26 protein-coding genes and 2 pseudogenes are annotated in these 26,594 nt (G+C 72.4%); 13 read left to right on the forward strand and 15 right to left on the reverse strand.

Features of this window, described 5'->3' with window-relative positions:
* Positions 1-9: 9 nt before the first annotated feature.
* Entirely contained in the window at positions 10-1,233 is a 1,224-nt protein-coding gene (locus MMR14E_RS17700) for a metallophosphoesterase family protein (protein WP_331316058.1), read from the reverse strand.
* 789 nt (positions 1,234-2,022) lie between these two features.
* On the opposite strand from MMR14E_RS17700, the gene MMR14E_RS17705 reads away from it, so the two are divergent.
* From MMR14E_RS17705 to MMR14E_RS17730, 6 genes are all read left to right on the forward strand, one after another.
* Positions 2,023-2,823: a MetQ/NlpA family ABC transporter substrate-binding protein gene (locus MMR14E_RS17705; RefSeq protein ID WP_331316059.1), complete on the forward strand. Its 801-nt coding sequence runs from the start codon at positions 2,023-2,025 to the stop codon at positions 2,821-2,823.
* Positions 2,823-3,155 carry an NIL domain-containing protein gene (locus tag MMR14E_RS17710; protein ID WP_331316060.1) on the forward strand — a complete coding sequence of 111 codons (333 nt, stop codon included), beginning with the start codon at positions 2,823-2,825 and terminating at the stop codon, positions 3,153-3,155. The genes MMR14E_RS17705 and MMR14E_RS17710 overlap by 1 nt, the downstream gene beginning before the upstream one ends.
* Before the next feature lie 78 nt (positions 3,156-3,233).
* The gene (locus MMR14E_RS17715; RefSeq protein WP_331316061.1) at positions 3,234-3,887 is read left to right on the forward strand and encodes a methionine ABC transporter permease; all 654 of its coding nucleotides are present in this window, start codon (positions 3,234-3,236) and stop codon (positions 3,885-3,887) included.
* A gap of 369 nt (positions 3,888-4,256) precedes the next feature.
* Positions 4,257-5,318, forward strand: coding sequence for an SfnB family sulfur acquisition oxidoreductase (locus MMR14E_RS17720; protein ID WP_331316168.1), 1,062 nt, complete (start codon positions 4,257-4,259; stop codon positions 5,316-5,318).
* 10 nt (positions 5,319-5,328) lie between these two features.
* A complete protein-coding gene (locus tag MMR14E_RS17725; protein ID WP_331316062.1) occupies positions 5,329-6,567 on the forward strand; it encodes an SfnB family sulfur acquisition oxidoreductase in 1,239 nt (412 codons plus the stop codon).
* Complete coding sequence (locus MMR14E_RS17730) at positions 6,567-7,940, forward strand: LLM class flavin-dependent oxidoreductase (RefSeq protein ID WP_331316064.1); 1,374 nt, start codon at positions 6,567-6,569, stop codon at positions 7,938-7,940. The genes MMR14E_RS17725 and MMR14E_RS17730 overlap by 1 nt, the downstream gene beginning before the upstream one ends.
* Positions 7,941-7,966: 26 nt before the next feature.
* Here the strand turns inward: MMR14E_RS17730 and MMR14E_RS17735 are convergent, their stop codons facing one another.
* The gene (locus tag MMR14E_RS17735; protein WP_331316066.1) at positions 7,967-9,145 is read right to left on the reverse strand and encodes a transporter substrate-binding domain-containing protein; all 1,179 of its coding nucleotides are present in this window, start codon (positions 9,143-9,145) and stop codon (positions 7,967-7,969) included.
* A gap of 1 nt (position 9,146) precedes the next feature.
* On the reverse strand, positions 9,147-10,202 hold the full coding sequence (locus MMR14E_RS17740) for a helix-turn-helix domain-containing protein (protein ID WP_331316068.1): 1,056 nt from the start codon (positions 10,200-10,202) through the stop codon (positions 9,147-9,149).
* A 488-nt stretch (positions 10,203-10,690) separates the two neighbouring features.
* Between MMR14E_RS17740 and MMR14E_RS17745 the strand changes: the two genes are divergently transcribed.
* Positions 10,691-13,810, forward strand: a complete 3,120-nt coding sequence (locus MMR14E_RS17745; protein WP_331316070.1) for a S8 family serine peptidase — start codon at positions 10,691-10,693, stop codon at positions 13,808-13,810.
* 115 nt (positions 13,811-13,925) lie between these two features.
* Here the strand turns inward: MMR14E_RS17745 and MMR14E_RS17750 are convergent.
* A pseudogene (locus MMR14E_RS17750) lies at positions 13,926-14,099 on the reverse strand (fatty acid hydroxylase family protein); the annotation flags it as partial.
* Positions 14,100-14,120: 21 nt separating this feature from the next.
* Here MMR14E_RS17750 and MMR14E_RS17755 point away from each other — a divergent pair.
* A complete protein-coding gene (locus MMR14E_RS17755) occupies positions 14,121-14,864 on the forward strand; it encodes an autotransporter outer membrane beta-barrel domain-containing protein (RefSeq protein WP_331316072.1) in 744 nt (247 codons plus the stop codon).
* Positions 14,865-14,912: 48 nt separating this feature from the next.
* Positions 14,913-15,110, forward strand: a complete 198-nt coding sequence (locus MMR14E_RS17760; RefSeq protein WP_331316074.1) for a hypothetical protein — start codon at positions 14,913-14,915, stop codon at positions 15,108-15,110.
* A gap of 109 nt (positions 15,111-15,219) precedes the next feature.
* On the opposite strand, the gene MMR14E_RS17765 is transcribed toward MMR14E_RS17760, so the two are convergent.
* The 3 genes from MMR14E_RS17765 to MMR14E_RS17775 form a co-directional block, all read right to left on the reverse strand.
* Positions 15,220-15,585: a response regulator gene (locus tag MMR14E_RS17765; protein ID WP_331316075.1), complete on the reverse strand. Its 366-nt coding sequence runs from the start codon at positions 15,583-15,585 to the stop codon at positions 15,220-15,222.
* Entirely contained in the window at positions 15,582-17,072 is a 1,491-nt protein-coding gene (locus MMR14E_RS17770; protein ID WP_331316077.1) for a sensor histidine kinase, read from the reverse strand. Before MMR14E_RS17770 ends, MMR14E_RS17765 begins: the two co-directional genes overlap by 4 nt.
* Positions 17,073-17,553: 481 nt before the next feature.
* Positions 17,554-18,078, reverse strand: coding sequence for a DUF3016 domain-containing protein (locus MMR14E_RS17775; protein ID WP_331316079.1), 525 nt, complete (start codon positions 18,076-18,078; stop codon positions 17,554-17,556).
* A gap of 219 nt (positions 18,079-18,297) precedes the next feature.
* Here MMR14E_RS17775 and MMR14E_RS17780 point away from each other — a divergent pair, with 219 nt between their 5' ends.
* Entirely contained in the window at positions 18,298-18,426 is a 129-nt protein-coding gene (locus MMR14E_RS17780) for a hypothetical protein (RefSeq protein WP_331316081.1), read from the forward strand.
* A 9-nt stretch (positions 18,427-18,435) separates the two neighbouring features.
* Here the strand turns inward: MMR14E_RS17780 and MMR14E_RS17785 are convergent, their stop codons facing one another.
* Together MMR14E_RS17785 and MMR14E_RS17790 are read right to left on the reverse strand one after the other, a co-directional pair.
* Positions 18,436-18,714 carry an adenylosuccinate synthase gene (locus tag MMR14E_RS17785; RefSeq protein WP_331316083.1) on the reverse strand — a complete coding sequence of 93 codons (279 nt, stop codon included), beginning with the start codon at positions 18,712-18,714 and terminating at the stop codon, positions 18,436-18,438.
* 29 nt (positions 18,715-18,743) lie between these two features.
* Positions 18,744-18,992 (reverse strand): DUF6894 family protein, encoded by a 249-nt coding sequence (locus MMR14E_RS17790; RefSeq protein WP_273560681.1) that lies wholly within the window; start codon positions 18,990-18,992, stop codon positions 18,744-18,746.
* Positions 18,993-19,114: 122 nt separating this feature from the next.
* Between MMR14E_RS17790 and MMR14E_RS17795 the strand changes: the two genes are divergently transcribed.
* Positions 19,115-19,372 carry a hypothetical protein gene (locus MMR14E_RS17795; RefSeq protein WP_331316084.1) on the forward strand — a complete coding sequence of 86 codons (258 nt, stop codon included), beginning with the start codon at positions 19,115-19,117 and terminating at the stop codon, positions 19,370-19,372.
* Positions 19,373-19,463: 91 nt separating this feature from the next.
* On the opposite strand, the gene MMR14E_RS17800 is transcribed toward MMR14E_RS17795, so the two are convergent.
* From MMR14E_RS17800 to MMR14E_RS17810, 3 genes are all read right to left on the reverse strand, one after another.
* Positions 19,464-19,922, reverse strand: coding sequence for a MucR family transcriptional regulator (locus tag MMR14E_RS17800; protein WP_331316085.1), 459 nt, complete (start codon positions 19,920-19,922; stop codon positions 19,464-19,466).
* A gap of 604 nt (positions 19,923-20,526) precedes the next feature.
* Positions 20,527-20,676, reverse strand: a complete 150-nt coding sequence (locus MMR14E_RS17805; protein WP_331316087.1) for a hypothetical protein — start codon at positions 20,674-20,676, stop codon at positions 20,527-20,529.
* Between the two features lie 83 nt (positions 20,677-20,759).
* On the reverse strand, positions 20,760-21,254 hold the full coding sequence (locus MMR14E_RS17810; RefSeq protein ID WP_331316088.1) for a GAF domain-containing protein: 495 nt from the start codon (positions 21,252-21,254) through the stop codon (positions 20,760-20,762).
* Between the two features lie 423 nt (positions 21,255-21,677).
* Between MMR14E_RS17810 and MMR14E_RS17815 the strand changes: the two are divergent.
* A pseudogene (locus tag MMR14E_RS17815) lies at positions 21,678-22,241 on the forward strand (outer membrane protein); the annotation flags it as partial.
* A 1,209-nt stretch (positions 22,242-23,450) separates the two neighbouring features.
* Positions 23,451-24,287 (forward strand): porin family protein, encoded by an 837-nt coding sequence (locus MMR14E_RS17820; RefSeq protein WP_331316169.1) that lies wholly within the window; start codon positions 23,451-23,453, stop codon positions 24,285-24,287.
* Positions 24,288-24,406: 119 nt separating this feature from the next.
* On the opposite strand, the gene MMR14E_RS17825 is transcribed toward MMR14E_RS17820, so the two are convergent.
* From MMR14E_RS17825 to MMR14E_RS17835, 3 genes are all read right to left on the reverse strand, one after another.
* Positions 24,407-24,820: a VOC family protein gene (locus MMR14E_RS17825; RefSeq protein ID WP_331316090.1), complete on the reverse strand. Its 414-nt coding sequence runs from the start codon at positions 24,818-24,820 to the stop codon at positions 24,407-24,409.
* Between the two features lie 24 nt (positions 24,821-24,844).
* Entirely contained in the window at positions 24,845-25,024 is a 180-nt protein-coding gene (locus MMR14E_RS17830) for a hypothetical protein (RefSeq protein ID WP_012321170.1), read from the reverse strand.
* 114 nt (positions 25,025-25,138) lie between these two features.
* Entirely contained in the window at positions 25,139-26,461 is a 1,323-nt protein-coding gene (locus tag MMR14E_RS17835) for an MFS transporter (protein WP_331316092.1), read from the reverse strand.
* Between the last annotated feature and the right edge of the window lie 133 nt (positions 26,462-26,594).

Genomic DNA, 26,594 nt, shown 5'->3' on the forward strand with positions numbered 1-26,594 from the left:
TGGGTCCGGCTACCAGTCCCGGCCGTTGCGGTTCGGCCCGAGCTGGTCGCCCCGGAGCCCCTTCTCGGGCCAGGCGGGCAGGCGGAACGCGTCGCTGCCGGGGCGCTCGTGCGCGGGCGGCGGCACGAAGCCCCGGTCCACCGGCTCGATCACCTCGGTATCGGCGTGGCCGGCGCCGTCCGTCACCGTGACGGCGAGGCGGCGCGCGCCGTCCCGCCAGGGGATGCGGGCGTGGACCGTCCGGAGGCCGTCCGGCACCATCGGGTGGGCCGGGCCGCCGTCGACGCGCAGGTGACAGCGCCACGCGGCCTGCGGCCGGTCCGACAGCACGAGGGCGCGCACCGAGATCGTGCCGTCGGCGGCGTCGAGGGGCGCCGTGGCGAGGCGCCGGTCGGCCGGGCTCGTGATCATCACGAAGGGCAGCGCCCGGTCGAGGGGCTTGAACCGCCAGCTCGTGACCGGCCCGTCGATGGCCGCGACCGCGTAGCCGACCGAGCCGTCCTCGTTCTGGCCGACCGAGCGGGCCGCGGCGTAGAGGGTGCGCCCGTCCGGGGCGAGCTCGTTGTAGTGGGTGTGGCCCATCTCGACGAGGCGCACGCCGTGATGGCGGATCAGGCCGGCGAGCGCCGCCCGCTCGTCGGGCACGCAGAGATCGTCCGGGTAGGTGTGGGCGAAGACCGCGCAGGGCTGCCCCTCCCGCTCGGCCCGGGCCAGCTCCTCGCCGAGCCACGCGAGCTGGTGGGGCCCGAGGCGGAAGTCGAGGCCGAAGCCTTTCTGGCCGTAGCCGGGGCTGACCATGTCGAGGAACAGGCAGCGCACGCCCGCCCAGGTCTCGGCGAAGTAGTAGTGCGTCACCGAGACCGGGTCGCGCGGGCGCGGCAGGTCGTGGCACCGCGCCGCGTGACCGCCGCCGCGCGGGCTGCCCGCGACCGCGGCGAACAGAGCGTCGAAATCCGCCATCGTGCCGTGCTGCCGGTCGTGGTCGCCGGCGATCAGGCGCACCGGCAGGGCCGGGTGCCGGTCCAGGGCCTCGCGCAGGACCGCGTACTGCTCCGCCCGCCCGTCCTCGGCGAGGTCGCCGGGCAGGTAGGCGAAGTCGAGGAGACCGCTTTCGTGCAGCCCCGCGACCTCCGCGAGCATCGCCCGCAGGTCGGCGGCGTGGCGGTCCTCGGCGCGCTCGAGATGGAGGTCGCCGATATGCGCGAAGGCGAACACGCCGTGGCTCGCCGTCATGGCGCGCCCGCTGGCGCGCCCGCGCGCGGTCTGTGATTCCCCTGAGCCATCGTGCCCCCCGGACAGGCCCGACCACCCCGGCCGGGAATCGGCCGCGGTGCTCGCGACCGGCCCGACGTTTCGGAGACAGCGGGGTTCCGGCCCCGGGGGAGGGCGCGCGCCGTCGGGACCCTACATTTTCGTGAGCGCCGGCCCGATCGGCGGCCGGTCGATCGGAAGTGTCGTGAAAGCAGACACTCGCTGTCGTCTCACCCGACAGTTTCCGACATGGTCGGCCGCCGAACCCGCGGCCGGCGGGCGCATCGGCGCGGCTCGGTGCACGCGCCGGATCAGGCCGCGGGAACCGGGCGACGGCGCATCTCCCCGGCCCGGGGAGGCTCATCCCGGGGATCGCTTCCGTCGCAGAAGGTTTCGTTCACGGCGTGCTCGCGAAGTGCTCGCGGACGCGCATGATCCTCACCAAGCCGTTGCGATAACTGGATAATCTCAGGTTCAATCCGGTCCGACAAGGCTCGTTTCGGCCCAGCGCCCCGCTGGGCGCACAGGATGCGCATCTCCGGTCCGGGAGATCGGGAGATCGTTCGTGTCGTCGAACGAAGATCTTTGGAATTTCGGGGCGGGCCGGGCTGATCTAAATCTGACGCGAGACAATCCTCCCCGTGTGACGGCGCATGTCGACCTGATGGATAGTTCCCAGATGCTTCCGGATCTCGCCTTCGGATGCGGAGCGGTCCGCCGCGACCGGGCCGCCGGACTTGCCCCCGCCCATCCCAGCCAGAGTCCCGCCCGATGAAGCTCCTGCATCTCCTCGCCGTCGCGGCGCTCAGCCTCGGAGCCCTGCCGGCCGGGGCGGAGTCCCTCCGGGTCGGCGTCGTGCCCGGCGCCTACGGCGACGCCGTCACGGTCGCGGCCCGGGAGGCCGAGGCCGAGGGCCTCGACGTCAAGGTGGTCGAGTTCAGCGACTGGACGACGCCCAACGTCGCCCTCGACGCCGGCGACATCGACGTGAACTTCTTCCAGCACCGCCCCTTCATGGAGAACGCCGCCAAGCAGAAGGGCTACGCGTTCGACATCGTCGGGCTCGGGATCCTGTCCAATATCGGCCTGTACTCCCTGAAGCATAAGAGCTTCGACCAGATCCCGGCAGGCGGCACGGTGGCGATCGCCAACGACCCGGTGAACCAGGGCCGCGGACTGCTGCTCCTCCAGAAGGCCGGGCTGATCACGCTGAAGGACGGCGTCGGCTTCCTCGGCACCCTCGACGACATCGTCGAGAACCCGAAGACACTGCGGTTCACCGAGGTCGAGGGGCCGCAGCTCGCGCGGATCACCGGCGACGTCGACCTCGCCCTGGGCTACCCGCACTTCATCGTGGCGGCCGGCAGTTTCGACCCGACCAGCGGATTGATCTATTCCGGTATCGAGGACCGGCGCTTCGCCGTGAGCTTCGTCACCAAGGCCGCCCGCAAGGAGGACCCCGTGATCCGGAAATTCGTGACGCTCTTCCAGACCTCGGAGGCCGTGAAACAGCAGATCCGCAAGTCCTTCGCCAACAGCGACAAGCTCTACCTGCTGGCGTGGCAGAACTGATGGTCGGCCTGATCTTCGACAGCCTGCGCGATCCGGGTACGCCGGTCGCGGCCGGGCGGGCGAGCCCGGGCGCCGCGGCCGCCCGGGCGCCGGCCCTCATCCTGCGGATCACCTGCTCGGGCCGGGCCGCGCCGGATCTCGCGGGCCTCGCGGGGGCCGGGGCGCCGGTGCGGCTGCTCCAGGCGGGCATCGAGCGGATCCAGGGCCACGCGGTCGGCCGGATGCTGGTGGCCGTCCCGGCCGAGGATCCGGGCGCGGAGGCGCGGCTGCGGACGCTCGGCGGCGACGTGGAGCGGGTCGGCTACGTCCCCGCCGACGCGGCGGTGGGGTGAGACGATGCGGGACCGCTCCTCCCCCGATACCCCGACCGATGCACCGCCGCCCCACCACCCCGACCCCGGAGGCCCGCCATGTCGCCGCAGATGATCGAACGCCTCTGGCAGGCCTTCCTCGACACCGCGCTCATGGTCGGGGTCTCGGCCGGGATCGCCGTGGTCGCCGGCATTCCCCTGGCGCTGTTCCTCGTCACCTCCGGCCCCGGCGGCATCTTCGCGGCGCCGACGGCCAACCGGGTGGTCGGAACCGTGGTCAACGGCTTCCGGGCCGTGCCCTTCATCGTGCTGCTGGTGGCGCTGATCCCGTTCACCCGGCTGGTGGCCGGCACCACGATCGGCGTCTGGGCGGCGATCGTGCCGCTCTCGGTGAGCGCGACCCCGTTCTTCGCCCGGATCGCCGAGGTGTCGCTGCGGGAGGTGGATCCGGGCCTGATCGAGGCCGCCCAGTCCATCGGCTGCCGGCGCCGGCACATCCTCGCCCACGTGCTCCTGCCCGAGGCGCTGCCGGGCATCGTGGCCGGCTTCACCATCACGGTGGTGGCGATGATCGGCGCCTCCGCGATGGCCGGCGCGGTGGGCGCGGGCGGTCTCGGGGACGTCGCCATCCGGTACGGCTACCAGCGCTTCGACACCACCGTGATGGTGGTGGTGATCGCGATCCTGATCGCCCTCGTGTGCGCGGTCCAGTTCGCGGGCGACACCGCGGTGCGGCGGCTCCGGGCCCGCTGAGCGACCCCGTCAGATGTCGGCGATCCGACCGGGAGTCCGCACCCACGGGCGTCCCCGGTCGATGACCTCGACAGCGCCGTCCGCGCGAGCGGAGCGAAGCCATCCAGGCAGACCTGCGTCTTCCAACCGCGCGTTGTCCCGGGTCGCTTCGCAGCGCCCGCGATGACGGTGGGACGTCTCAACCGAAGCGGTCAACCGGAAACCGTATGAGCCTGCACCTGGACGATCCCGTTACCGACCCGGCCGAGCCGATGCCCCCGCCGCCGTCGCCCCCGCACCGGATCCGCTCGGACGCCGAGGCGCTCGCGGCCGCGCGGGCCGTGGCCCGGATCTTCGCGGCGGGCGCGGNGGCGCCTGCCCTGGGCGGAGATCGCGGCCTTCACGGAGAGCGGGCTCGGCGGCATCACGGTGCCGCGCGAACACGGCGGCGCCGGGGTCTCGCACGCGACGCTCGCGGAGGTCTTCGCGATCCTGGCCGCCGCCGACGGCTCGGCGGCGCAGATCCCCCAGAACCAGTTCGGCGTCCTGGCGCTGGTCGCGGCCGCCGCCAGCCCCGCCCAGCAGGCGCGGATCTACCGCGACGTGCTCGCCGGCCACCGGATCGGCAATGCCGGCCCCGCGCGCGACGGCAAGGCCATCACCGGCGTGGACACGCGGCTCTCCGCCGGTCCGGAGCGCCCGCGGCTCAGCGGCACGCGCTTCTACTCCACGGGCGCGCTCTTCGCCCACTGGATCCCGACGCGGGCGGTCGGCCCCGACGGCGGGCCGCTCCTGGTCTTCGTGCGCCGGGACGCCCCCGGCGTGCGGGTGGTCGACGACTGGCAGGGCTTCGGCCAGCGCACCACGGCGAGCGGCAGCGTGATCTTCGCGCAGGCGCCGGTCGAGGCGGAGCTGACGATCGACCTCGCGCCCCTGGCCGGGCGCCCGGGCCTGTTCGGGCCGGTCTCGCAGCTGATCCACGCGGCGATCGACGCCGGGCTCGCCCGGGGCGCGGTCGCCGCCGCCCTCGACTTCCTGCGCACCCGGACCCGGCCCTATCCCTTCACCGCCGAGACCGTCGCGGAGGATCCCCACATCCTCGGCGAGGTCGGGCGGCTCACCGTCGACCTGCACGCCGCCGAGGAGGTCCTGGCCCGGGCCGGAAGGGCGCTCGACCGGATCGCCGCGGCCCCCGTCACCGCCCAGAGCGCGGCCGAGGCCTCGGTGGCGGTGGCGCAGGCCAAGATCCTCACCACCGAGGCGGCCCTGGAGGCCTCCGAGCGGCTGCTCGAGCTCGCCGGCGCCGCGGCGACCCGCGACGGGTACAATCTCAGCCGGTACTGGCGCGACGCCCGGGTCCACACCCTGCACGACCCCGTGCGGTGGAAGTACCACCTCCTCGGGAACCACGCCCTGAACGGCGCGCTGCCCGCCCGGCACCAGTGGAACTGAGGACCGGGCGATGCCGCTCCAGCCCCACGAGACCGCCTTCACGCAGGCGCCCGCGCCGCCGCGCCCGGTGCCGATCCTTCCGGACGCCGCCGCGGCGCTCGCCGTCGCCGACCGGCTGGCGGAGGACTTCGCCGAGACCGCCGCCGAGCGCGACCTGGAGCGCCGCCTGCCGGTCGCCGAGATCGCGCGCTTCACCGAATCCGGCCTCTGGGCGATCACGGTGCCGAGTGAATACGGCGGCCCCGGCCTCGACAGCGCCACGGTCGCCCAGGTGATCGCCCGGATCGCCGCGGCGGACGGCTCCCTCGGCCAGATCCCGCAGAACCACTTCTACGCCCTGGAGGTGCTGCGCAACGGCGGCACCGAGGCCCAGAAGCGCGCCCTCTACGGCCGCGTCCTGGCGGGCGAGCGCTTCGGCAACGCGCTCGCCGAGACCGGCGCGCGCGACCATGCGCGCCGCACCCGGCTCGTGCGCGGCCCGGCCGGCTGGACTGTCGAGGGCCGCAAAGACTACTGCACCGGCTCGCTCTACGCCCACCGCATCCCCACCCTGGCCAACGCCGAGGAGGACGGCCGGGCGGTCGCCTACCTCGTCTTCGTCCCCCGGGACGCGCCGGGCGTGACCCTGGTCGACGACTGGGACGGGTTCGGGCAGCGGCTCACCGGCTCGGGCTCGGTCCTGTTCGAGCGCGTCGCCGTGGAGCCCGACTGGGTGGTGCCGTTCCAGGCCTCGCTGGAGCGGCCCACCGCCATCGGCCCCTTCGCGCAGATCCTGCACGCCGGGATCGATCTCGGCATCGGCGCGGGCGCCTTCGCGGCGACCTTGCCCTTCGTGCGCGACCGCGCCCGGCCGTGGATCGATTCCGGCGTCGCCCGGGCGAGCGAGGATCCCCTGACCCTCCACGCGCTGGGCGACGTCCAGGTGCGCCTCGCGGCGGCCGACGCCCTGCTGGCGCGGGCCGGCCGCTACGTGGACGCCGCGCGGGAAGCCCCCGACGCCGACAGCGTCGCGGCCGCCTCCGTGGCGGTGGCGGAGGCCCGGGCGGCGAGCCACCGGGCCGGCCTGCTCGCGGCCAACAAGCTCCTCGAGCTCGGCGGCACCGCCGCCACCGACCGGGCCGAGGCGCTCGACCGCTACTGGCGCGACGTCCGCACCCACACCCTGCACGATCCGGTGCGCTGGAAGTACCACTGGATCGGCGCCTACCACCTCGACGGCCGGCGGCCGCCCCGGCACGGAGCGCTCTGATGCCAGCTGCGACCAAGCAGATCGTGCTGAACGCCTTCACCATGACCTGCCCGGGCCACATCAACCACGGGCTCTGGACCCACCCGCGCGACCGCTCGGCCGACTACAACACGCTGTCCTACTGGACCGAGCAGGCGAGACTCCTGGAGCGCGGCCTGTTCGACGGCCTGTTCATCGCCGACATCATCGGCGTCTACGACGTCTACGGTGGCGGCATCGACGTGACCGCCCGGGAGGCCGTGCAGCTCCCGGTCAACGACCCGACCGCGATGATCTCCGCCATGGCGGCGGTGACCGAGCATCTCGGCTTCGGGGTGACGATCAACGTCCACCAGGAGGCGCCCTACACCTTCGCCCGGCGCCTCTCGACCCTCGACCACCTGACGGGCGGCCGGATCGGCTGGAACGTCGTCACCGGCTACCTCGACAGCGCCCACCGCGCCCAGAGCGGCGGCACGCTGCCGGCGCACGACCGGCGCTACGACTACGCCGACGAGTACCTGGAGGTGCTCTACCGGCTCTGGGAGGGCAGCTGGGACGACGCGGCGGTGCGCCGCGACCGGGCGGCCCGGGTGTTCAGCGATCCCGCCCATATCCGCAAGGTCGCCCACCGGGGCGCGTTCTTCGCGGTCGAGGGCTACCACCTGTCCGAGCCGTCGCGCCAGCGCACGCCGGTGCTCTACCAGGCGGGCGCCTCGGGCCGCGGCCGCGCCTTCGCGGGGCGCCACGCCGAGTGCGTGTTCATCTCGGCCCGCGACCCGGCCGCCGCCCGCGAATCCGTCCGCGCCATCCGGGCCGAGGCGGTCGCGGCCGGCCGGGAACCCGACGACGTGAAGGTGTTCGTCGGCCTCGCGGTGATCCCCGGCCGGACCCGCGCGGAGGCCGAGGCCAAGCGGGACGAGTACCTGTCCTACGCGAGCCCGGAGGCGGGGCTCGCGCACTTCTCCGCCTCCACGGGGATCGACTTCGCCCGCTACGGCCTCGACGAGCCGATCCCCTACGCGCCGGGCAACGCCATCCAGTCGGCCACCGTGGCGGCGGCCAGGCGCGGGCTGACGAAGCGCGACCTCCTCGGCGAATTGCGGCTCGGCGGCCGCTACGCGGTCCTCACCGGCGACGCCGTGACGATCGCCGATGAACTCCAGGCCTGGATCACGGAGGGCGAGGTCGACGGCTTCAACCTCAGCCGGATCGTCGTGCCGGAGAGCTTCTCCGACTTCATCGACCTCGTGATCCCGGAGCTGCAGGATCGCGGCCTCTACAAGACCGCCTACGCCGAGGGCTCGCTGCGGGCGAAGCTGTTCGGCCAGGGGGACCGGCTGCCCGCCCGCCACCCGGCCGAGGCCTACCGCGGCGCGCCTCGGAGCCCCTGACCAGCGGCCCTGACCAGCGGCCCTGATCAGCGGCCCTGGGACTCGCCGCTCTCGGAGCCGAACCAGCGGCCGTAGATCTCGTCGTAGCGGCCGTCCTCCCGCAGGCCCAGCAGGGCCTGGTTGACGCGCTTGCGCCGGGGATCGCTGGTCGCGAACAGGATGCCGTAGGATTGCCGGTTGAAGTCGGTGCCGACGAGGCGCAGGGCCTCGTGGCCGGGCCGGGTCGCGTAGTAGCTGAGGGCCGGGGCATCGTAGACCACCGCCGCGACCGTGCCGGCCTCCAGCGCCGCGCAGGCCTCCTCCAGGGTCGCGAAACCCACCGGCGTGGCGAAATGGTCCGCCAGGTAGGCGACCGAGGTGGTGTTGGCGACCGTGCCCACCCGCTTGCCCGGCAGGTCCTGCGGGCCGTTGATCGCGCCGCGCAGGCGCTCCACGGTCGCCGTGCTGGTCAGGCCCGCGGTGAACCACGCCACCAGGGCGATGCAGGTGAACAGCCAGAGCACCGTGACGGCCCGCGCCAGCGGGCTGCGCGGCATCTCCTCCGCCTGGGCGGCGAGGCTGCTCAGGGCCCACCAGACGACGTGGGCGAAGCCGCGCGCCGGTCCCGAGCGCGCCGCCATGCCGCCGGGATGGCGCCGCTCGAGCCACCAGACCAGGGCCGCCACCGTCAGGATCAGGGCGGCGAGCCCCAGCAGGACCTGCAGGAAGGCGGCGTCGCTCAGGAGCGCCCGGAGGGCCCGCGCGGTGGCCGAGCCGGTCGCGTCCGGCTCCGACCGGACGGCGATGCGCAGGCCGGTCTCCAGCATCGTGACGGAGAAGTCGAAGCGCCGCTCGCGCTCCGCGGTGATCGACACCGCCGCGATGGCGAGGTCCGCGCGCCCGTCCGAGACCGCCGCGAACAGCGCCGGCAGGTCGTCGACGCGCACGTACGCCGTCCGGACGCCGAGATCCCGCGCGATCGCGTTCCAGAGATCGATGCTGAACCCGCGCAGCCGGCCGTCCGCGTCCATGACCAGGGGCGGCACCGGATGGGTCGCGACCCGCCACGTCTCGGGCTCGCCGGTGCGGAGCGCGGGCGCCGCCTCCCGGGTCTCGGCCCGGACGGGATCCGCGGCGAGCGGCGCGGCGGCCGCGAAGCACAGGCCGAGGCACAGGAAGAGGGACAGGGCCCCGGCGCGCCGCCGGCCGGCCGGCCGGCGCGGCACGTCAGAGGCTCTCGATCCAGTTGCGCAGGACGGCGCCGGGCGCGGGTTCGGGACCGGTCTCCAGGCGCTGGGACGCGTCGCTCGGGATGAAGCCGAACCGGCGCTTGAACGCCCGCCGGAAGGTCCGCTCGTCCGAGAAGCCGACCGCGAAGGCGACCTGCGAGATGCGCAGGGGTTTGGGGGCATCGTCGCGCACGAGCATCCGCATCGCCGCCATCAGGCGGCGGTCGCGGATATACGCCACGATGCCGTTGGGGGCGAACAGCCGGTACAGGGTCGAGCGCGACAGGCCGAGCCGCGTCGCGATCAGGGCCGGCGTCAGCTTCGGGTTGCCGAGCTCCGCCTCGACGAGGCGGCGGACCCGGATCCGGATGTCCTGGTGCTGGGAGGGGCGCCCCTCCTCCTGCCCGCGCAGCCAGCTGGCGCAGAGCTGGGTGATCGCCGCCGAGGCCGCCAGGGCCTCGCGGCGGTCGAGGAGGTCGCCGCAGGCGACGACGTTGGCGACGAAATTGTGGACCAGCCGCCCGAACGGGTCGCCGTCGTGGTCGAGGGGGCGCCCGTGCAGGGCGTCGGGGTGGCAGCCCTGCTTCTCCAGCAGGGCGCGGGGGATCACGACGTTCGTGGCGTCGACGGCGGCCGCCACGATGCGCACGGGCTGGGCGAGGTCGAAGACGATGCACTGCACCTCGTTCACGGGGCCGGTGCCCTGATCGGTCTCCACGCGGCTCTGCCCCCGCCGGTAGAACTGCAGCAGGATGTGGTCGAGGCCCTGCTGGCCGATCATCTCCCGGGTCCGCACGAGGGTGTGGGCCGGCGCCACCACGTCGCCGACCAGCAGGTCGCCGAGATGGTAGCTGCGCATCGCGATCGGGACGGAGAGGTCGGTCTCCGGGCGGAAGCTCACGTCGAAGATCGGCGCGAGGTGGTCCTGCCACGCCCGGCCGAGCGCCTCTCGATCCTCCGGCGGCTCGAACCGCAGGCAGGCGACCTCGCCGCCCGGAGCCTCACCCCCGGCCGGTGCCGCGTCCGGGTCCCGGTTTCTCTCCTCGGAAGACATACGTAGAGCCTGCCACCTGCTGTTAGCACGACCGATGAAGAACGAGGGTCTGCCCCAAGGTGACGCGTGGCAACGCGGTCCGGTCATCCCGCACGTTAGCCGTGTCCACCCGGACAGTCCCCCCGTCTTCCGCCGACCCGAGCGGCTGTACACTGTCGTTTGTCGCGGCGGCGTGCGATTCGACGCGGGGGCCGCCGGATCGGGGCGCCGCGGCCGCGACCTTCGGATCAATCCTGACACGCGAGCCGCCGGATGGTTCCTTCCGTCCCAGAAAGGGGGTTGGCCGTACCAGAATGTCGCGCGCGGCCCCGACTGTGGCAGCCCTGCGATAGTGCGTTAAGGCCGCGTTTTCTAACCCCATCCCAAAGTCCGAAATGGACGGGGCGGGGGTCATTTCAGTGATTCAGAAGTATAGCGACGCAGAGAACACGACCGGATCCTGTGATCCGAGCAGGGGCACGGGCGCCGGAACGCGGCGGCGCGGTGCCGTGCGCCTCGGATTGCTGGTCGGCAGCTCGCTCGCGACGCTCGCGCTGGCTCTCGGACCTGTGGCGGCGCAGACCGTGCCGGCGCGCTCGCCTTCGACGCTCGGGCTGACGGCGGCAGATATCGCGCGCTGGCCGGCCTACCCGGGAGACTGGGGGCTCGCCGCGATCAACGCCGCCAATGCTTACGCGCGTGGCTACACCGGCCTCGGGGTCCTGGTGGCCGTCGTCGATAGCGGCATCGACCCCAATCATCCGAAATTTGCGGGCCGACTGTCTGACGCGTCGCGGAATTTCTGGATCACCAATCCACCGGGTTTGCTGAGCAGCACGATCGTCGCGGACGTCAATGCCCACGGCACGCACGTCTCAGGCACGATCGGGGCTTCTCCGATCGGTGGTCAGATGATGGGCGTCGCCTTTGACAGCACGATCTTGTCGCTCAACGCGATCATGTCTCAGGATGACGCGAAGGCTATTGGGAAGAAATTTGGCGCAACTCCCATCACCACAGATATCAATGCAGCTGTAAATTACGCCACGGATCAGGGCGCACGCGTTTTTAATGGGAGCTACGGACCCTCATATCCGCCAAAATTCATCCTGGACCCGAATGGAAAGGTTATTCCGAATCCAGAATACCGTAAATTTGATTCTCAATATTATAATATCGAGACGACGCTCGCCTCCTATGGCGCGCTCAAGCGTGCTGCAGATAGTGGCATGCTGCTCGTCTTTGCAGCCGGCAACGATCGAGAAGAGCAAGAGATCATCGCCCAGAACCCGAGCGGTGCCGCGTTCTACCCGTACATTCGTCCGAGAAATTCCGGAAGCGAACTCTACCAGTTCTTTGACAAATCGAGCCAACTCATCGATCAGAGCAACATCGACTTTTCCGGTCTGGCAGGTTCGATCGTTTCGGTCGTCGCCACGGATGATAAAAACAGAATCGCAAGTTTCAGCAACTTGTGCGGGGTCACAGCGGCGTGGTGCATAGCGGCACCTGGAGTCAACATCTACTCCACCGTGCAGGTCGGAGAGGGTTACCGCGAAGACGCCAAAGGCAATAAGATCTACGACGGCTCGAACTACGGACCTATGCAAGGCACGTCGATGGCCGCGCCGCACGTGACCGGGGCCGCCGCCGTGCTGTTTCAAGCCTTCCCGTTCCTGACGGCGCCGCAGATCGCCCAGACGATGTTCACCACCGCCACCCATCTCGGTGACGGGCCCGCCGACGCCCCGAACGCCACCTTCGGCTGGGGCCTGCTCAACCTCGGCAAGGCGATCGACGGGCCGGGCCAGTTCACCTCGACCTGGACGGTCAACACAACTTACAACGGTCAAGCCTATTACGGCCGCTTCGCCAACGACATCTCGGGCGTCGGCGGCCTGATCAAGACCGGGCTCGGCACGCTCGAACTCGCCGGCACCAACACCTATGCCGGACCGACCACCGTCGCCGGCGGCACCCTGTTCCTCTCCGCCAGCGGTAGCCTGACCTCATCGGTCTCCGTCCAGAGTGCGGGCACCTATCTCAATGCCGGCTGGACCCGGAGCGGCGTCAGCAATGCCGGCCTCTTGATCAACACCGGCACCATCTCAGGAGGTGCAAGCAATGCCGGCACGGCGCTCAGCAGCGGCGTGATCGCCGGCGGCGTGGCCAACACCGGCACGCTTTCCAACAGCGGCACCATTACGGGCGGGCTGACCAATGCCGGCACGGCCCTCAACACCGGCGCCGTCGGCGGTGGCGTCGCCAACAGCGGCATCCTGAGCAACGCCGGCGCCCTCGGCGGCGGCGTGACCAACAGCGGCCTCCTCGCCACCAGCGGCACCATCAGCGGCGGCCTGACCAATGCCGGCACCGTGCTGGCCAGCGCCGGCCGCATCGACGGCGCCRTCGCCAACAATGCCGGCCTGCTCGCCGTGTCCGGGACCGTCACCAGCGCCGGCACCTTCGCCAACGCCGCCGGCGCGACCCTCGCCGTCACGGGCGGCGGCAGCTACAGCCTCGCCGGCCCCCTCGCCAATGCCGGCCTCGTCGCCGTCGCCCAGACCGCCAGCCTCACCGCCTCCGGCGGCCTCAGCAATGCCGGCCTCGTGGCCAGCGACGGCACCCTCACCACAGACCTGACCAACACCGGCGTCGCCCGCCTGTCCGGACAGTTCAACGGCACGCTCACCAACGCCGGCCTCCTGCAGATCACCGGCCCGCTCGCCGGGCTCACCAGCCTGACCAACACCGGCGCCCTCGACCTCGGCGGCACCGCCTTCACGCTCACCGACCTCGCCGGCCCGGCCTCCGCCGTCCTCGGCAACGGCGCCCTCACGGTCTCCAACGCGGCCGCCTCCACCTACGCCGGCGCCATCCTGGAGACCGCCAGCCCGACCAGCCTGACCAAAACCGGCCCCGGCACGCTCACGCTCACCGGCCTCGGCCTGTTCTCCGGCCCGACCACCGTCCAGGCCGGCACGCTGTCGCTCAACGGGCTCTGGGCCTCGCCGGTCACCGTCGCGGCCGCCGGCACCCTGCGCGGCATCGGCACCATCGCGGCSCCGGTCACGGTCGCCGGCGCCCTGCGGCCGGGCAACTCCCCCGGCACGCTCAYCGTCCTCGGCCCGGTGGCGTTCGCCCCCGGCAGCAGCCTCGGCCTCGACATCGACGGACCGGGCACCGGCACCGGCGCGGGCAGCTACGCCCGCCTCCTGGCGCTCGGCCCGACCGGCACGGTCTCGGCCAGCGGCACCCTGGTGCCGGAGCTGCGCGGCATCACCGGCAACGCCACGAACAGCTTCACCCCCGCGCTCGGCCAGCGCTTCGGCGTGCTCACCGCGCAAGCCGGGCTGTCGGGCTCGTTCACCGGGCTCGCCCAGCCGGCGGCGGGCCTGCCGGCCGGCACGCGCTTCGACGCGCTCTACGCCGCCACCGGCCTCGACCTCGTGGTCACCCCCGCCGCCTACGGCAACCTCGCCGGCCTCGGCCTCGCCCAGACCGGCAACGCCCGGGCCGTGGGCGCGGCGCATTTGATGTGGCTTGGATCGCGAGCCGCTAATTCCAACGCGAAATGCGCTCGCTTGAATTCCGCGCGCCGCGTTCAACGCGGCTTGGATCGCAGGTAACATCACGGGCGACAACCAGAATGACAATTATCACATCGCCCTGCGGTACAACATCAAGTTGCGCATTCAGGTCTTGCGGGATGCTGTCTCCGCGCTCGTCGATCAGGCCAACGTCAGTATGCTGCCGCCGGTTCGTGTTGATGAACGGCATGTTGCGGACGAACCAGTTCTCCTCGACATGGCAGCAGAAGTGCATGAACTCGTAGATCATGTAGATACTGGTCGTCGTAGTGATGAACAGCCACCCGACATTGGGCGTGAAGATGTTGCCGAGCACGATGGCGCCGGGTTCGACGCGGGCGGGCTGCTGATGGGCGTCGACCGTCAGGTCGGGGCGGACACGCAGGTGGGCGGGGCGTTCAGCTACCTGCGCGAGGGCGGCACGTCCCGGGGCGCGGGGCTGGGCCGGTTCACCACCGACAGCTACGGCGGCACGCTCTACGCGAGCACGCGGCTCGGCGCGGTGATCCTGCGCGGCACCGCGGGGGTGTCGTACGCGGACGGGCGGGTCGACCGGACGGTGGCGCTGGGCACGGCGGTGTCGCAGGCCTCCGGGCTGTCGTCGGGCTGGAACGGCGGGGTGTCGGGCTTTGCCGGCTACGCGCTGGCGACCGGCCTGCCGGTAGAGCTCGTGCCGGAGGTGGGCTTCAGCTACGATCGGCTGACGCGGGGCCGGGTGTCCGAGCGGGGCGGTCTGGTCAACCAGGGCTTCGGCGGCCAGGGCTTCGCGGTGGCCGACCTCGACGCGGCGCGCAGCCTGGTCGGCGGGCGCGTGACGAGCTGGGCGCTGGCGGGCATTCCGGACCTGCGGCTGGAGGGCCGGGCGTACTGGGCGCACGAGCTGGCCGACACGGCGGCGCTGGTCCGCTCCGACTTGTTCGGGGCGGCGTTCGCGAGCCGGACGAGCGCGCTGGGCCGGGACGGCGCGGTGCTGGGGGTGAGCCTGACCGGCGCGGTCGCCGAGGGCGTGCAGCTGTCGGTGGCCTATACCGGCGAGCTGCGCCCGAACGCCACCGCGCAGGTCGTCTCCGCCGGCCTCCAGGCCGCCTGGTGAGGACCGGGGCCGCCCCTCGCGCGACGGCGCCGTGCTCCGGAGGCGCGCATGCGCGGTGCGGAGGGCCGGGATGAGCCACCGACCGAGGCCGGGCGGGCGTCGCGCCGGCCCGGCCTCTTCCGGCGGCTGCTCGACGGTCTCGAAGCCGTCGAGCTGCTGGTCCAGGGCGGCCGTCTGATCTGGTGGCTCCTGAGAGGCTTGTGGCTGGCCGCCGGCGCGATCGTGCGCCTGTTCGGCGACCGCTGAGGGCCCGGCCGCGGCCCGCGCGGATCCCGGCTCCGCGCGGTAGGCGTGCGACGATGTTTCACGGGAAACATCGTCGCGTCGCCGGATCTCAGGCGACCGGTCGGGCCTCTCAGCCGAACAGCGCGCGCGCCACGATCCGCGGGTCGATCGGCTTCTGGCAGAGGGCCACGGCGCCGTGGAGTGACGGCACGGCGACCGGGTCGTAACCGGTCGCGAACAGGAACGGCACGCCGCGGGCGTGCAGCGCGTCGGCCACGGGGTAGACGAGCTCGTCCTGCAGGTTGATGTCGAGGACCGCGGCGTCGATCTCGGCGGTGCCGGCGATCAGCGCCAGCGCCTCGCCGACGCTGGCGACCGGGCCCAGGACCTGGGCGCCGCCCTCCTCGAAGCCGGATTTGAGATCGACGGCGATGAAGTAGTCGTCCTCGACCAGCAGGACCCGCCTGCCGGCCAGCGCGCGCGGTTTCGAGGTCATGCGGGGTTGCCTGCGGCTTCTCCCTCGGGAAGGGGGATGTTGATCGAGCAATGTAGCGCCGTGGCGCCGAGTTCGTAGCTGGTCGTCGCCTTCAGGGCATAGGGCAGGGCGTGCACGATCAGTTCCCGCCCGTAACCGCCCCGCGGCGGCGCGTCCGCGAGTTCCGGCCCGCGGACGAGGCCTTCCTCCACCCATTCCACCAGCAGCCGGCCGCCGCCGTCATCCGCCCTGTAGGTCCGCCACGTCACGCTCAGGCGCCCGTGCGCGGTGGTCAGCGCGCCGTATTTCAGCGCGTTGGTGGCGAGTTCGTGCAGGGCCAGCGCGAAGGTCTGGACCGTCGCCTTGCGCAGCCGCACCACGGGCCCGTGGAGCCGGATGCGCCCCTGCATGGCCGGGGCATCGAGGGCGGCGAGCTCCGTCTCGATCAGGGACCGGAGCGTGATCGGTTCCTGGTCGGAGCGGGACAGGAGTCCCTGGACCCGGGAGAGGGCGGACAGGCGGTCGTTGAACCGCTCCCGGAACGTCTCGCCGGGCCCGGTCTGGGCCATCGTCTGCTTGGCGATGGAGCGCACGACGCCGAGCAGGTTGCGGGTCCGGTGCTGCAGCTCGGCGACCATGACCTGCTGCCGCTCCTGGAGCTGGCGCAGATCGTCGATGTCGGTCGAGGTGCCGAGCCACTCGACGATCCGGCCCTGCGCGTCGCGGACCGGCGCGGCCCGGGTCTGGAACCAGCAGAAGCGGTCCTCGGCCGCGTTGCGGAGCCGGTGCTCGAAGGAGAGCTGGCCTCTCACCGGCGCCTCGCGCCACGCGGCATCGGCGACCGCCACATCGTCCGGATGGACCGCCTCCAGCCAGCCCCAGCCCAGGCTCGTCGCGTCGGTCTGCCCGGTATAGGCGTGCCATTGCGGGCTCGACCAGATGCAGGCCCCGTCGATCGCGGCGCGCCAGACGAGTTGCGGGATGCCCTGGGCGAGGGTGCGGAACAGCTCCTCGCTCGCGCGCAGGCGGCGCTCGGCCAGCACCCGCTCGGTGCTCTCGACCACGATGGCGATGACGCCGGCGGGGCGCCCGTCTTCCCCGAAGACCGGCGAATAATCGAGATTCATCCAGACCGGCTCGGGTCGGCCGTAGCGGTGCAGGGTGAGCTCTTGGTCCTTGTACGACAGCGTCCCGCCGGCCAGGCCGACGCGCATGACATTGTCGTTGAAGTCGGCGACCTCCGGCCAGCCCTCGCGCACCTTGGAGCCGAGGAGCTTGGGATGGCGCCCGCCCGCGAAGCCCGAATAGGCGTCGTTGTAGATCATGATGCCGTCCTCGCCCCAGAGCAGCACGATCGGCACCGGCGATTGCAGCAGCGTGCTGACCGCGAAGACCAGGCTCTGCGGCCAGCCGGCGATGGGACCCAGCGGCGTCTCCGCCCAGTCGTAGGTCCGGACGAGGTCGGCGAGTTCGCTGCAGCCGGCCGAGAAGATGCAGGCCTCGCCCATGCGGTGACCGACTCGTGAGGCTCCAGCTCGGGCGAGCGCAGCGCGGATGGTGGAAGCCCGATCCGCGACCGGCCGGGCCGGCCCGGCGGGCGGGTCATGCCGAGGCTACTACACCGGCCCGGTGCCTGATAGGGGCGCCGGCGGCGCGGTCCGCCCCCCGGTCCCCGGCCGATCCCTGCCGGCGCCCGAGGCGCCGCGATGACCGTCCGCGGCCCCGGACGACACGATCCGACACGCGCATCGACCATCGCCGCCGCCCTGCCGACCGGGACCGCGGCCGCCCTCCTGGTCGGCCCCGCCCTCGCGGTGCCCGCCGGGCTGCCNCCCAGCACCGCCGCCCGCGGCGCAGCGCCCGGATGCCCGCCGGCAGCCGGTTCAACACGTCACGCGCGGCGCGATCGGCGGCGGCAGCGGCGACGACGCCGCCACCGGAAGCACGGCGGCCCCGAGCGGGTGCTAGGCGCGCGCCGGCCGGGCCGCCCTAGCCGCGACCCGCCGGCCCCGGGAAGCGCCGGGCGAACCAGTCGCGCAGCATCTGCCGCTCGTAGTAGAGGCCGCCGGTCGAGAAGCGCGGGTTGGACGTCAGCAGGAAATTGATGTCCGTCACCGTATCCGCGCCCCGCGCGACGGTGCGGCCACCGCGACGCAGGCTGTAGGCGAGGCGGATCCGCGGCGGCGTGGCGTCCGTCACGACCCGCAGGCCCGTCGGGGTGGCGAAGCCGGGCCGGTCGAAGCCGGCGAGATCGACGTCGAGCACGGTGATGTCGAGGCGCGCGTCCGGCCGCAGCCGCGCCGTGCCGAGATCCGTGAAGATCCGGGTCAGCTCGGCCAGGGTGACCCGGAGCGGCTGCCCGGAGCCGAAGCGGTTCTCGGCATCGGTGAACCGGTCCGGCGCGGCGTAGCGCACATTCACCTGGGCCTGCGCCTGAACCGGGGCCGGCGCGGTCACCGCGAGCGCGGCCGCGACCGCGAAGGTGGCCGATCCGCCAGCGAGACGCGCGCGCATACCGAACTCCGCTCCGCCCGACCGGGGCAGTCCTGTCCGGTGGAACCGCCCGGACGGAGCCCGGTATCCCGCCCCCCCGCGCGAATGTCCCGGCGAACATCCGCGCGGACCTCCGGCTGCGACCGAATGGCGCCCACCCGTTCATAGTCTCGCCGCGATCCGGGCGCCTCGTAGCGCAACCGGCCCGAGGGGCGAGCCGGTCATGGGAGTCCGACGCGCATGATGAACTCTGTTCTCGCGCTGCTCACCGTCGTGGCGGTGCTAATTGTCACGGCGCTGATCAAGCTGCCGCTCCTGCCGTTCCGTCTGGTGGGCCGTCTTCTGCGGAGCCGCCCGGCGACGGCCTGACCGCGCCGCTCAGGCGGCCGCGTCGATGATGAACTCCATCCCGCGACCCGGCCCCTGATCGGAATAATCGACGAGCGCCAGGCCACGCTCGGCCAGGGTCGCCTCGACGGTGTCGCGCTCGCGGCGCACCATCTGACCCACCGCCAGCGGGGTCAGGCGGGGACTCGCGCGCCGCAAGCGGTCGACGCCGATACTCGCCGGCATGCCCGCCTCCTCGGCGATCCGGGCCAGGGCCAGACCCAGGTCGCGCGCCTTGGTCTCGGCGGCGGATTTCGGCTTGAACGCCATCGGCTCCTCCTTCTGCGCGGCCGCCCGTCTCAGGCGGCCTGCCTGTCCACGCTCACATCCGGAAAAGCCCGGATCCAGACCCGGCGCCCCTTGGCGTCGTAGACCTCGACCTGCCAGCCCGACCAATCGAACCGCTCCACCACCCGCTCCATCAGCGCGAGCGCGACCCGCTCGGCATGGGCGCGCACCTGCGCCGCGTTGGGAAACCGGCTGCCGCGCAGGTCGGTCACCAGCTCGTGGCCGTCCGTGCAGTGGAAACGGTAAAGCCGCGTCGGCATTGAGCTTCCCTCGATCAATCCACAGCACTCCACCGCGATCCGGGAACGGGACGCATCGGCGGTTGAACCCACCGCGTCGATACGCTTTGTTCGCGATATGTTCTATACGGATTCGGACAGCGATGCACCTTGATCCCGAGACGGCGCCTGCGGAGATTCGTCTCAGGGAGGCCGAGACGATCGCCGTCGCCTATCACCGGGCGGCGAAGGGCGACGCGTGGACCGCGCTCGTCGCCGCCATCGCGGATGCGCTGGTTGATCTCGATGCGCTGGAGCGGCGCCTGGCCCGGCAGGGCGGGCTGATATCCCTGGGCTATGCCCGCGGCCGCACCGAGGCGGTCGGAGTCCGGGGCCAGAACCGGGCCGGCCCGGGGGATTGAGCGCGTTGGGCGCGTTGAGCGCGTTGAGCGCGCGCGGCGGTCCGGGCCGCCGGCCCTGTCGCCGCGCGGGCGGCGACACGCCTGTCGAGGATCAGTGGTCCGAGCCGCCGCGCCGCGCCATGGCGCCGGGCTGGCCCAGGCCGATCGCCTTGGCGAGGGCGGAGCGCTGCTCGGCGTAACCGGGGGCGACCATCGGGTAGTCGGTCGGCAGGCCGTAGCTGTCGCGGTAGCTGCGCGGATCCAGGCCGTGGCTGGCCAGGTGGCGCTTCAGCGTCTTGTAGAGCTTGCCGTCGATGAAGCTGACGATCCCGTCGTGCCGGACCGACTTGCGGATCTGGGCCGCGCTCGGCTTCTCGACCTCGGCCTGCGGAGCCGCGCCGGCCTGCGCCGCCTGGGTCCCGGCGACGAGCCCGCTGATCGCGCCGTGCACGCGCGCGATCAGAGCCGGCAATTCCGCGGCCGGAACCGGATTGTTCGACACGTAGGCGGCGACAAGCTCGGCGGTCATCGCGGCCAAGGTGTTGGATGTCTCATCGAAGGTCTCATTCATGATCGGACTTTCAGCGAGCGTTTTACGTTCCCACGGTTTGGGAGCGGCAAGGGTTTAAACAGCGTAAATATAGAACGAAGACTCGATGAATATCTCGGGATTTTCTCGCACCGCGCGGGGACCGCCGGGCGCCCGATCCGTCGCGCGACCGCGAAGACCGTCGAGGATCCTGGCGCGCGGGCGCGGGCGGTCCGGATGACCGCGCGACGGTCCGAACGGGTCCGACGAGCCTTGTCGGGCGAGACTCGCGCCCCCGGCACGGGCGCGTCGCCGCGGGCGGCGATCGGCGATGGACGGGGACGGGATCCGGCCGCGTCAGCCGGCCCCGTACCCGCCCTTCCGGTTGTCCGGCTGCGGCGCGGGCGGCCGGGTGTCGTAGCCGCCGCTCTCCGGCGGCGCGTCGGAGCCGGGATCCACGGGGCCCGGGGCGTGCGGACCGCGGCGTCGACATCCTGTCCCATCCATCCCTCCCGGCCCGCCCTGCGGTCTCTCGTGCAGGGCCAAGACCGGAGCTCGCCGCATGTTCCCCGCGCGGCCGGCGCGGTCGCCGGGACCGGCCGGCCCCGATCAGGACCGGCGCGCCCGACGATGCGTCACCGCGGCCTCATTTCCGCTCGCCGGTGGGATTGGGCGTCGCCGACGTGTCCGGCGCGACCGCCGGATTGACGGGCGTGACCTTCGACCACGTGGCGGCGATCGCCACGATGGCGAGCAGCAGGACGACGAAGATGCCGACGAGGGTGAGGCGCTTCATGTGGCGGGTCTGGGTCTTCCGTGCGGGGCCTTGAGCGCGGGGAACGGCCGGGACGGCCGATCGATCCCGCGACTCCGCGACCGCTACGCTCCCGCCGGGCGCATCCGCGCCAAGGCGGCCGCCGCGTGCCGGGCCAGCGCCTCGAGCCGGCGGACCGTCGCGTCGTCCGGGATGACCGAGGCGCACCAGTAGGCGCCGAGCGCGGCGACGGCCTCGGGGGAGCCGATCGGCACCATCACGAGGCTGCGCATCGAGGTCAGGCGGTAGAGGGCGACCGGCACCCGGGGATCGCACTCGATGTCCGGGACCACGATGGTCGCCGCGTCGAGCATCGCGCGCCCCGAGACGCACGCCGTCAGCGGGAACCTGCGGCCGCGCCACAGCGGCTCGATGGCGTCCTCGGCGGCGTAGAAGACGGCGTCGCCCTCGCGCAGAACCACGGCGATCCCGTCGGAGCCGGCGATCTCCCGCGCGGTCTCGCGCAGGATCGCGACCGTGTCCTCCAGGGAACGGGCGGTCGCCAGGCGGCGGGAGGCCCGGACCAGACCCGAGGCGGGATCCAGGGAGCGTTCATCCATGGGGAGGCGGCGCGCGAGCACTCCGATCGATCGGGCGACCGTCCCCGCGGTGTCGTCGCGCGACGTCGCCGTGCCGCGGGATCGACGGTCGCGCGAGCGTGACCGGCACCCGCGCGGGCGGCAACAACCTGGATCAAGCGTTTCACCGGCGGGCCCGGGCGCGCCGAGATCGCGCGACCGCGCGGAGATGAGCGGTCCCAGCATCCGCAAATTGGTCGTCGCGGCGGAGCTCCTCGACAGAAGTCTCGAAATAGTTCCGGGCCCCTCGATCACGACGCCGCGATGATGTGCTCCAGCGCACCTTCCGGTTCACCGGCTCCGGACCCCCGCCGGCGCTGTTGCAACAATGCACTATCGCGCCCGCACATCCTGACGTCCTGTCCGCCCCGCACACATCCCGTCAAACGGGAGACAGAGGACCAGATGATCAAGAAGCTTCTGCTCGCGAGCGCCGCCACGGCTCTCCTGACCGGCGCCGCCTCGGCCGCCGACCTGCCGCGCCGCGCGGCCCCGCCGCCGGTGTTCACCCCCGTCCCGGTCTTCACCTGGACCGGCGCCTACTTCGGTATCAACGCCGGCTACGCCTTCGACGCCAGCGACCGCAACACCGGCAACACCTTCGCCGTCCCCTTCCCGTACGCCGCCCCCGGCACCGTCGCCTCCTTCCGCAACCGCAGCCAGGACGGCTTCTCCGGCGGTGGACAGATCGGCTACAACTGGCAGCTGACCCCCGGCTCCGGCGTCGTCATCGGTGTCGAGGCCGACGCCCAGTACCTCGACTTCGGCCGTAACCGGAACAACGCCTTCCTCGTCGGTCCGCTGGCCCCCGGCTACTACGTCACCGACCCGCGCGGCCTCTCCAGCCTCGACTTCTTCGGCACCGTCCGCGGCCGCCTCGGCTACGCCTTCGACCGCGTCCTCGTGTACGGCACCGGCGGCTTCGCCTACGGCTCGGGCAGCGCCGACCGCTCCTTCGGCGGTTTCGCTCTACGCCTTCAAGGTGATGGGCCTGATCGACGACACGCCCGACCGGCCGATCCGCATCCTGCGCCGGCCCNCAGGCTGGCGAGCAGGCCGGCCTCGCCGAGGCCGCCGTCGTAGGCCACGCGCCAGACCGGGCAGGGGGCGACCGCGTCGCCGCACAGGTCGAGCACGAGGTCCGGGGTCGCGGCACGGATCCAGGCCGCGAGATCCGCCGGCGGCACGGGCGCCGACCCGTTCGGCGCCAGCCGGAAGATCAGGGCCTCCAGCCGGAACAGCAGGTCGGCCTGTGCCGGCCACCGGTCCGGACCGGGCGCGGCGTCGACGCTCACGGCCGCGATGCCCGGCAGGCCGGACAGCCGGTCCAGCAGCGCGACGTGCCAGCGCCGCGGGTTCGCGCCGTCGAGGCGAACTCTCACATGCATGGCGCCCGGGTCCCATCGCACGGTCGCCGAGACGACGACTGTCGAGTCCATCTATTTTCCCGGTGGTAACAGGAGTCATAACTTCGGATCGAGACCCGCGATGCGCGCGCAACACGCGTCCTGAGCGGGTTCCGCGCGGCGAGAACCGGTCTCGCGGCCGCGGGGGATCGCCCGCACCTTGCCGGGCCGCGCGGGCCGGCGTCGGCATCGATCGGCATCGCCGCCGGGCCCTTCGGCGGGCTCACGGCGCCCTGGTGTGGCACACCCGTCACAGCCGGCGCCAACCGTACTTCTCGATGCAACCAAACCGACGCCGCGTTGTTATCGCGCTCGCCCGCGTACTGCGCGCTGTATTTCCGCGCCCTGCCGCGTCTTGAAAGACGCATTACTCTGGCATCTCGGGCCTTCGACCGGCGGTGTGACCTCAAAACTACAGCCATTTTCCCCGCTGATCGGTAGCCACACCGCCAGATCACACATTCGGGGAACCGACATGACCAAGCTCCTGGCCTCGCTGGCCGCCTTCACGGCCCTCACCGCCGCCGCCTCGGCCGCCGACCTGCCGCGCCGCGCGGCCCCGCCGCCGGTGTTCACCCCCGTCCCGGTCTTCACCTGGACCGGCGCCTACTTCGGTATCAACGCCGGCTACGCCTTCGACGCCAGCGACCGCAACACCGGCAACACCTTCGCCGTCCCCTTCCCGTACGCCGCCCCCGGCACCGTCGCCTCCTTCCGCAACCGCAGCCAGGACGGCTTCTCCGGCGGTGGACAGATCGGCTACAACTGGCAGCTGACCCCCGGCTCCGGCGTCGTCATCGGTGTCGAGGCCGACGCCCAGTNCGCCGCCTCGGCCGCCGACCTGCCGCGCCGCGCGGCCCCGCCGCCGGTGTTCACCCCCGTCCCGGTCTTCACCTGGACCGGCGCCTACTTCGGTATCAACGCCGGCTACGCCTTCGACGCCAGCGACCGCAACACCGGCAACACCTTCGCCGTCCCCTTCCCGTACGCCGCCCCCGGCACCGTCGCCTCCTTCCGCAACCGCAGCCAGGACGGCTTCTCCGGCGGTGGACAGATCGGCTACAACTGGCAGCTGACCCCCGGCTCCGGCGTCGTCATCGGTGTCGAGGCCGACGCCCAGTACCTCGACTTCGGCCGTAACCGGAACAACGCCTTCGTCTCCGGCGCCGTCGCCCCCGGCTACTACCTCACCGACCCGCGCGGCCTCTCCAGCCTCGACTTCTTCGGCACCGTCCGCGGCCGCCTCGGCTACGCCTTCGACCGCACCCTCGTGTACGGCACCGGCGGCTTCGCCTACGGCTCGGGCAGCGCCGACCGCTCCTTCGGCGGCTACGCCGGCAACGACAGCTTCCGCACCGGCTGGGCCGTCGGCGGCGGCATCGAGTACGCCCTGCCCACCGACTCGTTCCTGAACTTCTTCCGCTCCTCGGCCGTGACGCTCAAGGTCGAAGGCCTGTACGTCAACCTCGACCGCAACACRCGCAACCAGGGCGCGTTCGTCATCAACGCCGCCAACAACTTCCCGGTCGTCTACAGCGGCATCGGACGCCGCTCCGACGAGTTCGCCGTCGTCCGCGCCGGCCTGAACTACAAGTTCGGCTCCTACTGAGACCACACCGCGACGGTCGCACCCGACCGTCGCGCCGGACCGAACACGCGCAGGGGCCGCGTCCGAGAGGACGCGGCCCCTGCGCCGTTCAGGCGGCCGGAGCGCGGCCCGGCGCCGCCTCAGTAGCCCTTCCAGAGGCCGGGGGTGGCCAGCTCGAGCAGGTGCCCGTCCGGGTCGCGGAAGTAGACGCTGACGCCGCCCCGCGGCCAGCGCGTGCGGCCCTCGACGGCCACGCCGGCAGCCGCGAGACGATCCTCCCAGGGCGCGAGGGCGGCCGCGTCGATCGAGAACGCGATATGGGCCGGGCCGTGGCCGTCATGGGGCGGGATGAGACCGCCCGGCGTCTCGATCGGCTGCAGGGACCCGCCCTCCGCGAAGAGCAGGAGCACGCCGCGGCCGCCGACGTCGAAGGCGCGCATGCGGAAGTCGGTGAAGAGGCAGCGCAATCCCATCGTGTCGCGGTAGAAGGCCTCGGCGCGGTCGAGGTCCGCGACGTACAGCGCCGTCTCCAGGATGGCGTTGAGCTGGGGCACGGCGATCTCCCGGCGGCGCCTCGGTCACGGCCCGCCGGCGACCGCGCCGGCGATCACCATCAGCAGGGCCTCGAGGTCGATCCGCCCCGAGATCCGCGCGTAGCCCGGCTCCGACAGGTCGACCTGCGGCGCGGGATCCTCCGCCTCGGCCTGGCGCGTCAGCTCCGCCAGGATGGCGTCCCGCAAGGCGTCGTCGAGCTTCATGGGTCCGGCTCCCGCTCATCGCCGCGCCCGGCCCGCGGGCCCCGATCCGGTCCGGATCGGCCCCGCTCCGGGCGGCGGCTGTACCGGGCCAACCGGCGCGCCCGGGGGCCGGGCTCAGACGGCCGACGGCCGCGGCGCTCCCTGATCCGGACGCGGGGCGCGGCCCGGCACGAGCGACAGGGCGGCCGAGAGCAGGGCGAAGACCACGAGCGGCAGGAGGCTCAGGGTGAAGCTGCCGGTCCCGTCCTTGATCGCGCCGATCAGGTACGGGCCGAGGAAGCCGCCGAGATTGCCGACCGCGTTGATGGCCGCGATGCTCGCCGCCGCCGTGGCGGGCGGCATCTGCTCGGTCGCGAGCGCCCAGAACGGGCCCTTCAGCATGTAGACGCCCATGGCGGCGATCGTCAGCGCCGCCACGACCGGGCCGAGCCCCGACAGGACCGTGCCGCCCGCGAGCCCCAGCGCCAGGATCAGGAACGAGAGCGCGAGGTGCCAGCGCCGCTCGGCCGTCCGGTCGCTGTGCCGGCCCCAGAGAACCATCGCCAGGGACGCGAACCCGTACGGGATGCTGTTCAGGAGCCCGGTCTCGACGTTGCCGAGGCCGAAGCTCTTGACGATCTGCGGCGTCCAGAACGACAGCCCGTAGCTGCTCGCCGTCGAGCCGAAATAGATCGCGGCGAAGAGGGCGAGCCGCCGGTCGCGCAGGATGTCCCAGAGCGGCGGCTTCGCGGGCTGGCCGCGGCGGGTGTTGCGCGCCGCCTCGGCCCGGAGCTGCCGCTCCAGCCAGTCCCGCTCGGCCGCCGGCAGCCACGCCGCGTCCCGCGGCCCGTCCGGCAGGAACCACAGGACCGCGACGGCCAGGACAACCGCCGGCAGGCCCTCGAGGATGAACAGCCACTGCCAGCCGGCGAGGCCGAACCCCGTCACGTTGAGCAGCGCGCCGGAGATCGGCGAGCCCAGGAACGACGAGATCGGGATCGAGATCATGAAGATCCCGATGATCCGCGCCCGGTAGGCGGAGGGGAACCAGTAGGTGAGGTAGAGGATCACGCCGGGGAAGAAGCCGGCCTCGGCGAGCCCCAGCAGGAAGCGCAGGCCGATGAACGACCACGGCCCCTGCACCAGCGCCATGGCGGCGGAGATCAGACCCCAGGTCGCCATGATCCGGGCGATCCACAGCCGCGCCCCGAAGCGCTCCAGCATCAGGTTGCTGGGGATCTCCATCAGGAAGTAGCCGAGGAAGAAGATGCCGGCGCCCCAGCCGAACACGGTCGCCGACAGGCCGACATCGTGGTTCATCTGGATCGCCGCGAAGCCGACATTCACGCGGTCCAGGAAGGAGACGAAGTAGGCGAGGATCAGGAACGGCACGAGCCGCCAGCTGATCCTGCGCATCGCCGAGCGTTCCAGGGCGGCCTCGTCCGGGGAGCCTGTCATCGGGCCTGTCATCGGGCCTGTCCTCGCGGCGTGTCGGGGGTCGGGCCGGCCCCCGCGGGGGTCCGGGTCGATCCAGGTCACGTCTCCGGGTCAGGGCCGGGCCCGCGCGGGGCGGGACGATGCCGGGCGCCGC

This window comes from Methylobacterium mesophilicum (assembly GCF_036441335.1).
Classification (GTDB): Bacteria; Pseudomonadota; Alphaproteobacteria; order Rhizobiales; family Beijerinckiaceae; genus Methylobacterium; species Methylobacterium mesophilicum_B.